Source organism: uncultured Blautia sp. (assembly GCF_902497045.1).
Taxonomy (GTDB): Bacteria; Bacillota; Clostridia; order Lachnospirales; family Lachnospiraceae; genus Blautia_A.
In genome coordinates, this window is record NZ_CABVDF010000164.1 from 1 (window position 1) to 6,365 (window position 6,365).

Consider the following 6,365-nt stretch of genomic DNA (forward strand, 5'->3'; position numbering starts at 1 on the left):
GGAGATTCGTATTTTAAGATTTAGAGCCTAAAAATCGGTATTAACCGATAGCCCCTTTCCATGTTCCGTCAGCAGAATAAACTGCTAGTCTTCTTTTGACTCAAGGCTGGTTCCATCCGGAACTTCTATTAAACCTATCTGATAAAAAATAGGATACAGATAGGATACACCACGTATGTCTCCAAGAGATTTCGGTCCTTTCATAAACGGAATTTTCCCTTGTTCTTTTTGACTTTTTAAAACATTCTGAAATACTTTTAAAACGGAACTCCAGGACAAACTTTTACTGTTTTTTCTGCGGTCAATAAACAATTCTTTTGTATAATTTCCATCCCGTCCAGTCTTTAATGTATAAGAAAAAGGCAGTCCGGACAAAGTATAAAATGGATGGTTCTGAAAAGCGATCAATGTTCTCCATAAGGTTTCTATTAACTCCTCTTCATTTCCCGTTTTTATCTGGCTGCACAAAGCATTCACAGCTTCTTTTTTCTGATCAACAGAATATGAAATACTGCAGTTTTCTGTTCTGCTCATCTTTTGCCTCAAGTCCTTTCTTTATCTTTCTGCGGGTAAACATATCGTGCACGGTTATCCAAGCATTTAAGCACACATAAGCCGGATCTCTCCGGCTTATGCAAATGGTTTTATCTATATTTTTTTAAGATCTCATACATTTCTTCAAACTGCTCTTCCATTTCTTTTACCAGACGGAACTGTGTTCTTGCACGAACAAGATTGTGCTCAGGATAAGCTGTTTTAAAATACACATCTCCCTGAAGGAAATCTGCCAGGAAGCGCATACCGCACTCTAGAGTCATCAGCCGCGCTCCCCATGGAAGGCTCTCTGTTTCTGCCGGAGTCAGTACATCGTTCGCCATCTCCAGATAACCCTTTACATAAAGCTCGTAAAGATGGATATCAAAATGCACCTTATCCAGATCCGGTTCATCCTCTTCGGCAGTAGAGGCTCCAAAACGGATAGAATCACCGAAATCATTGGCAGCAAGGCCGGGCATAATGGTGTCCAGGTCAATAATACACAGACCTTTTCCTGTATCCCCGTCAAAAAGAATATTATTCAGCTTGGTATCGTTATGAGTTACACGCAGCGGAAGAATTCCTTTCCGGAGCTGTTCCATCAGGACTCCGCAGTCCTTTTCACGGGAAAGCACAAAATCTATTTCCGGACGGCATAAACGTGCACGATTCTTTACATCTTTTCGAACTGCCGCCTCAAAATCATGAAATCTTTTTACGGTATCATGAAATTTCGGGATTGTCTCATAAAGACTTTCTGCAGGATAATCTCCCAGCTGCATCAGGAAATGGCCAAAGCTTCTGGCTGACTGGTAAAACTGTTCCGGACGTTCCACCTGCTGATAACACACAGAATTCGGAACATAGTGCAGACAGCGCCATGGCTGACCCTGATCATCCTCAAAATAAGTATCTCCGCTTTTTGTTTTAATATAAGACAAGGTTTCTCTGTCCAGGTCACCGCCTTCTTTGCGGATCACATCACGGAGATACTCCGTCACTCCAAAAATGTTCTCCATTACCTGTGCAGGGTTTTTAAATACATTAATATTTACACGCTGCAGCACATAAAGGGGTACGTCTGTCCCATCGGAATCCGGCATATAAACCGCATATGTCTCATTAATATGGCCCTCTCCAAAAGGCTTCACATAGCTGCACTGAGGACCAAAACCAAAAGCATAGACCGCATCCTCAAGACAGCGGCTGTCTGCGCCCTCGATTTTTCTTCTGGTAGAAAAAATCACCTCACCGGCCTCTACTTTTCTGCCGGATTCAATGGTGCAGTTAGCTTTTACAATACTTCCCAGGCATACGTGCGCGCCAGCACACACAACCGAATCATGATCCACAACTGCTCCGCTGTTGATCAGAGCCGCACGTTCAATTCTTGTATGTGTATTTACTACGGCTCTCTGCATAATAAAGCATCCCTGTTGGATCACAGCGCTGGGGCTTACGACTGCAGACGGATGAATGATTGCAGGAACCTCATAGCCTTCTTCGATCAGCTTATCTGTCCACTGGAGGCGTGTCCTGTTATTGCCAAATGCAGCCACTGCCACCGGATATTCCGAATGAAGAAGTATGTAATCACAGCACATACCGATTACATCTTCCCCTTTTGCAGCATCATCCAGAAAAACCACCTTTTTATAGCCCAGCTGCAAAGCTGTCTCCTTTACCATCTGGCCAAATCCGCCGGCACCAAGGATCAATAAAGTTTCCATATCTGTCTCCTTCTTCTCATTTGCATTTTCACAGGCTCGCAGCTTCAGGAGTATATTAAATTTTGTCAAAACATCTGCGGCCTATACATGATATGATTGTAACAGAATCCATCAAAAAAAGACAGAGGTTTTTGTAAGGAGTTTTACCATGCATTTTCCACACAAGTATGGAGTTTCATTTTTCAGGCTAATGAAAAACGATTTCTGTAATGGCAAACAGATCTTTCCCTTAAAATTTTGTGTTTTTTTCTGTTAAATCTCTTATTTCTTCGATTACCGGTCTTCTTACTTTTTTTCGTGTCATTTCCAGGATATGCAGGGGTGTGATATCTATAGCCCTGCATTTTACCGGATCTTTGCGCAGATATTTCTGAAGTACATGAAACAATTCATCCTGATGATCCGGATTCGACATATTAATAAAGTCAATCAATATGATCCCTGAAAGGTTCCGAAGGCGTATCTGTCGTGCAATTTCTCCGGCAGCCTCCAGATTGATTTTACGGTATGTTTCTTCTGCTTTCTTTTTGCCGGTATATTTCCCGCTGTTCACATCAACAGAAACAAAGGCCTCCGTTTGCTGAATAACAAGAAAACCGCCGCTTTTCAGCCAGATTTTTTCCTGCTGAACTTCCTCCAGAGCATGTTCTATCCGGTACAATTTGCAAAGTGGAAGAAGCTTATCTTCATAAAACCTTAATTTAGTCAGATCTTCCGGACGGAAATCCTGAAGATATCTCTGTAATCGTTCGTATACCTCCGGAAGATCTGTGACGATTTCCTCCAGATCACGGCTGTACACATCACGAACAGCTGCAAGATAAAAAGGTTCTGCCTCATAAAGAAGGCTGAAACAGGTACGGTTTCTTCCAAGCACTGCAACTTTTTGATAGAGTGTTTTTAAAAATGCAAGTTCGTGAAGAAATTCTTCTTTTTGTGCCTCTGCACTATTAGTCCTTGCTATGATTCCATAGCCTCGATCCTTTTGCTCACGTTCCGGTTCCAGCCATTTATTAACTACAGATGCTTCTTCTTTTGTAAGTTTTCCTGAAAAACCAATTTTTTTATTTCCTGTGGTAAGAACCAGATATTTACCGGTAAAATTCAGATTTGTAGTCAATGCCGGAAGCTTTCCCTTCATGGCATCCCGGCACACCTGAACCAGAAGCTCGTCTCCTGGACGTAAAGATGAGCTGTCTTTCCGTCCTGCAGTAAAAATAGCATCTGTGGCCTGATCCAGAGGAAGGTATCCTGTAATTCCCTCTCCAAACCGAACAAAAGCAGCTTTAATATTAGAGGCAATGTTTTCCACCTGTCCTACATAGATATTGTTCAGGATACTTTTTTTTCCTGATGCTTCCAGGCGGAGTTCCATGACACTCTGCCCTTCTGTAATGGAACAGACAATACAGGGGCACCCATGAACAGAAAGCTCTGTAATGATCAGCCGGCTCAAACCTCTTCCCCCAAATCTTCCAGTGGAACAAAGCGAGGACTGTTATTCTCTCCTGCATCTGCATAAACTTCTCTTCTTTCGATAAGATATGCAAATTCCTGCGGCTCTTCTCCCATCCACTTCATAAAGGTATCCATAACCAGTTCCGGTTTTGTATAGTTTGAGCTTGCAGAAGCCAGCTGCATAAAGATTCCATCTTCCTGAATTTCTGCCTTATAAATAAACGGACGAATATCCACCGTCTTTTCACTGCGTTTTGTCTTTTTTGTAACAATAATCTCATTCTGATCAAGAAATTCTGTGAACTTTTCTTTCCATGAGGAAGCCGGTTCTTTTCCTTCCCGAAAAGAAACATAATAGTCTGCCGCGGCAACCAGAGCCATAGCTGTACTTGCTTTTCCATCTTCTACCTGACGGACAGAGCATACGGTTACTCCCTCTACCATTGTTTTATTCAGGCGCTGCTGAATTTCTGTGGTTGGCATTGTCTCGGTCAGTTCCATATCGAAATATTCTCCAAGACTGGTGGTTCCAACACCAAGAGGCGCTGCAAAGGACATGATCATATGAGGACTGTACCCTCCGGAAAAAGCAACCGGAAGCTCTGCTCTGCGAATGGCCTTCTGGAAATACCGCATAGTGTCCAGATGGCCTACAAATTTCATATATCCTGTTTTTGTAAATTTAATTCTTACCTTCAAAGCATACACCTCCTTCATATTTTCGGGCACCGCAGCCAGAGCACCTCTGACGGCAGTTAGGCGTCACTGTTTCATTCTTCGCCTGATTCCATTCACGGATCAGGAATTCTTTTGTTACCCCTGCATCAATAAAATCCCATGGAAGGATTTCATCTGTATTTCGCTCACGAAGGGTATAAAATTCTATATCCATACCTGTCTCGGCAAATGCTTCTTTCCAGATCTCATAATGGAAACTTTCTGACCATGCATCATAAAGGGCACCTTTTTCGTAAGCCTTCAGGATAACATCTGCGCTTCTCCGGTCGCCTCTTGCAAGGAAACCTTCCAGAACAGTTACATCCGGTTCATGCCAGTTATAACGGATACTCTTCTGGTTCAGCTGAGAACGGATCTCATTTTTTACGATTTTTGCTTTTTCTATAAATTCTTCCTCCCGGTACATAGGAGCCCACTGGAAAGGAGTAAATGGTTTTGGCACAAAAAAGGATGTACTTACATTGATCTGAACCTTTCCATTTCGTTTATCTTTTGGAATCTCGTAATAACGTTCTGCGATCTTCTCTGCAAGATGGGCGATCCCTTTCATATCTTCCTCAGTTTCTGTGGGAAGTCCAAGCATAAAATAAAGCTTTACGCGGTTCCAGCCGCCTTCAAAAGCTTCTCCGGCTCCGTGAAGAATATCCTCTTCCGTAAGCCCCTTGTTGATTACATCACGGAGACGCTGAGAGCCGGCCTCCGGTGCAAAAGTAAGACTGCTCTTTTTCACATCCTGTACCTTGCTCATAACATCCAGTGCAAAGGCATCGATTCGAAGAGAAGGCAGAGAAATATTTACCGCTTTCTCACGGAATTCATCAATCAGGAACGTAACCAGTTCCTTCAGCTGAGTGTAATCGCTGGAGCTTAAAGAACTTAAAGAAATCTCTTCATGCCCTGTGTTTTTCAGCATAGTACGTGCTGCTTTTTTTAAGGTCTCCACATCACGCTCTCTGGTAGGACGATAAATCATTCCCGCCTGGCAGAAACGGCAGCCCCTGATACAGCCTCTCTGAATTTCCAGAGTCACACGATCCTGAGTTGCTTTGATAAAAGGTACTACCGGAGATTCCAGTACATTATAATCCTTTTCCATATCCACGATCAGCTGCTTTTCTACTTTTTCAGGAGCTTCCGGTCTGTTTGGCATAAAAGAGGCAATCGTTCCGTCTTCTTTATAGGCTACATCATAAAAAGAAGGAACATAAATACCAGGAACCTGAGCCGCTTTTTTCAGAAAATCTTCTTTGCTTCCGCGTGCTTTTTTATTTTCTATATAAGCATCAAACAAAGCGTTATAAGAAATTTCTCCTTCTCCAATATAGAAAAGATCAAAAAACGGTGCCAGAGGTTCTGGATTATACGAGCAGGCTCCTCCTCCGATCACGACAGGAAAATCCTCACCTCTTTCTTCTGCTTTCAGAGGAATCCCTGAAAGATCCAGAAGCTGAAGTACATTTGTGTAACACATCTCATAACCCAAAGTGATTCCAAGCATATCAAAATCTTTTACCGGATCCTGGGACTCCAGGGCAAAAAGAGGGATATTCTGCTCTCTCATCAGCTTGTCCAGGTCAGTCCATGGAGAAAACAGACGTTCACACCATATGTCCTCTCTTTTATTAAAGCTGTCATAAAGGATCGCCATCCCCAAATTGGACATTCCAATTTCATACACGTCCGGAAATGCCATACAAAACCGAAGATCCACCTTATCTTTATCTTTCATGACAGAATTAACTTCCCCACCAATATACCGGGCAGCCTTATCAATCTTTAGTAATATTTCATCGTTTAATGCAAGTTTTCTCATATAGCTCCTTTCGCTTTTTATGCATTTTTTAGGCGTTTGCGAAACGCCACAAGCCGCATAAATACGGCATTTTAACTTTTATAAAACAA

Annotated in this window: 5 protein-coding genes; all 5 read right to left on the bottom strand. The window is 42.5% G+C overall.

Going from position 1 to position 6,365, the window contains the following annotated elements; genetic code table 11:
* Window positions 1-84 precede the first annotated feature (84 nt).
* The gene (locus RDS42_RS11035; protein WP_308783711.1) at window positions 85-534 is read right to left on the bottom strand and encodes a hypothetical protein; all 450 of its coding nucleotides are present in this window, start codon (window positions 532-534) and stop codon (window positions 85-87) included.
* 110 nt (window positions 535-644) lie between these two features.
* Window positions 645-2,267 (bottom strand): phosphotransferase, encoded by a 1,623-nt coding sequence (locus RDS42_RS11040; RefSeq protein ID WP_308783712.1) that lies wholly within the window; start codon window positions 2,265-2,267, stop codon window positions 645-647.
* Between the two features lie 229 nt (window positions 2,268-2,496).
* Window positions 2,497-3,723 (bottom strand): ribonuclease E/G, encoded by a 1,227-nt coding sequence (locus RDS42_RS11045; RefSeq protein WP_308783713.1) that lies wholly within the window; start codon window positions 3,721-3,723, stop codon window positions 2,497-2,499.
* Window positions 3,720-4,424 carry a TIGR03936 family radical SAM-associated protein gene (locus tag RDS42_RS11050; protein ID WP_308783714.1) on the bottom strand — a complete coding sequence of 235 codons (705 nt, stop codon included), beginning with the start codon at window positions 4,422-4,424 and terminating at the stop codon, window positions 3,720-3,722. The genes RDS42_RS11045 and RDS42_RS11050 overlap by 4 nt, the downstream gene beginning before the upstream one ends.
* Entirely contained in the window at window positions 4,408-6,276 is a 1,869-nt protein-coding gene (locus tag RDS42_RS11055) for a TIGR03960 family B12-binding radical SAM protein (protein WP_308783715.1), read from the bottom strand. The genes RDS42_RS11050 and RDS42_RS11055 overlap by 17 nt, the downstream gene beginning before the upstream one ends.
* Window positions 6,277-6,365: the final 89 nt, after the last annotated feature.

Excerpts from the sequence above, each read along its gene's own strand:
- RDS42_RS11035 (WP_308783711.1), bottom strand. The coding sequence starts at position 534 with ATGAGCAGAACAGAAAACTGCAGTATTTCATATTCTGTTGATCAGAAA.
- RDS42_RS11040 (WP_308783712.1), bottom strand. The coding sequence starts at position 2,267 with ATGGAAACTTTATTGATCCTTGGTGCCGGCGGATTTGGCCAGATGGTA.
- RDS42_RS11055 (WP_308783715.1), bottom strand. The coding sequence starts at position 6,276 with ATGAGAAAACTTGCATTAAACGATGAAATATTACTAAAGATTGATAAG.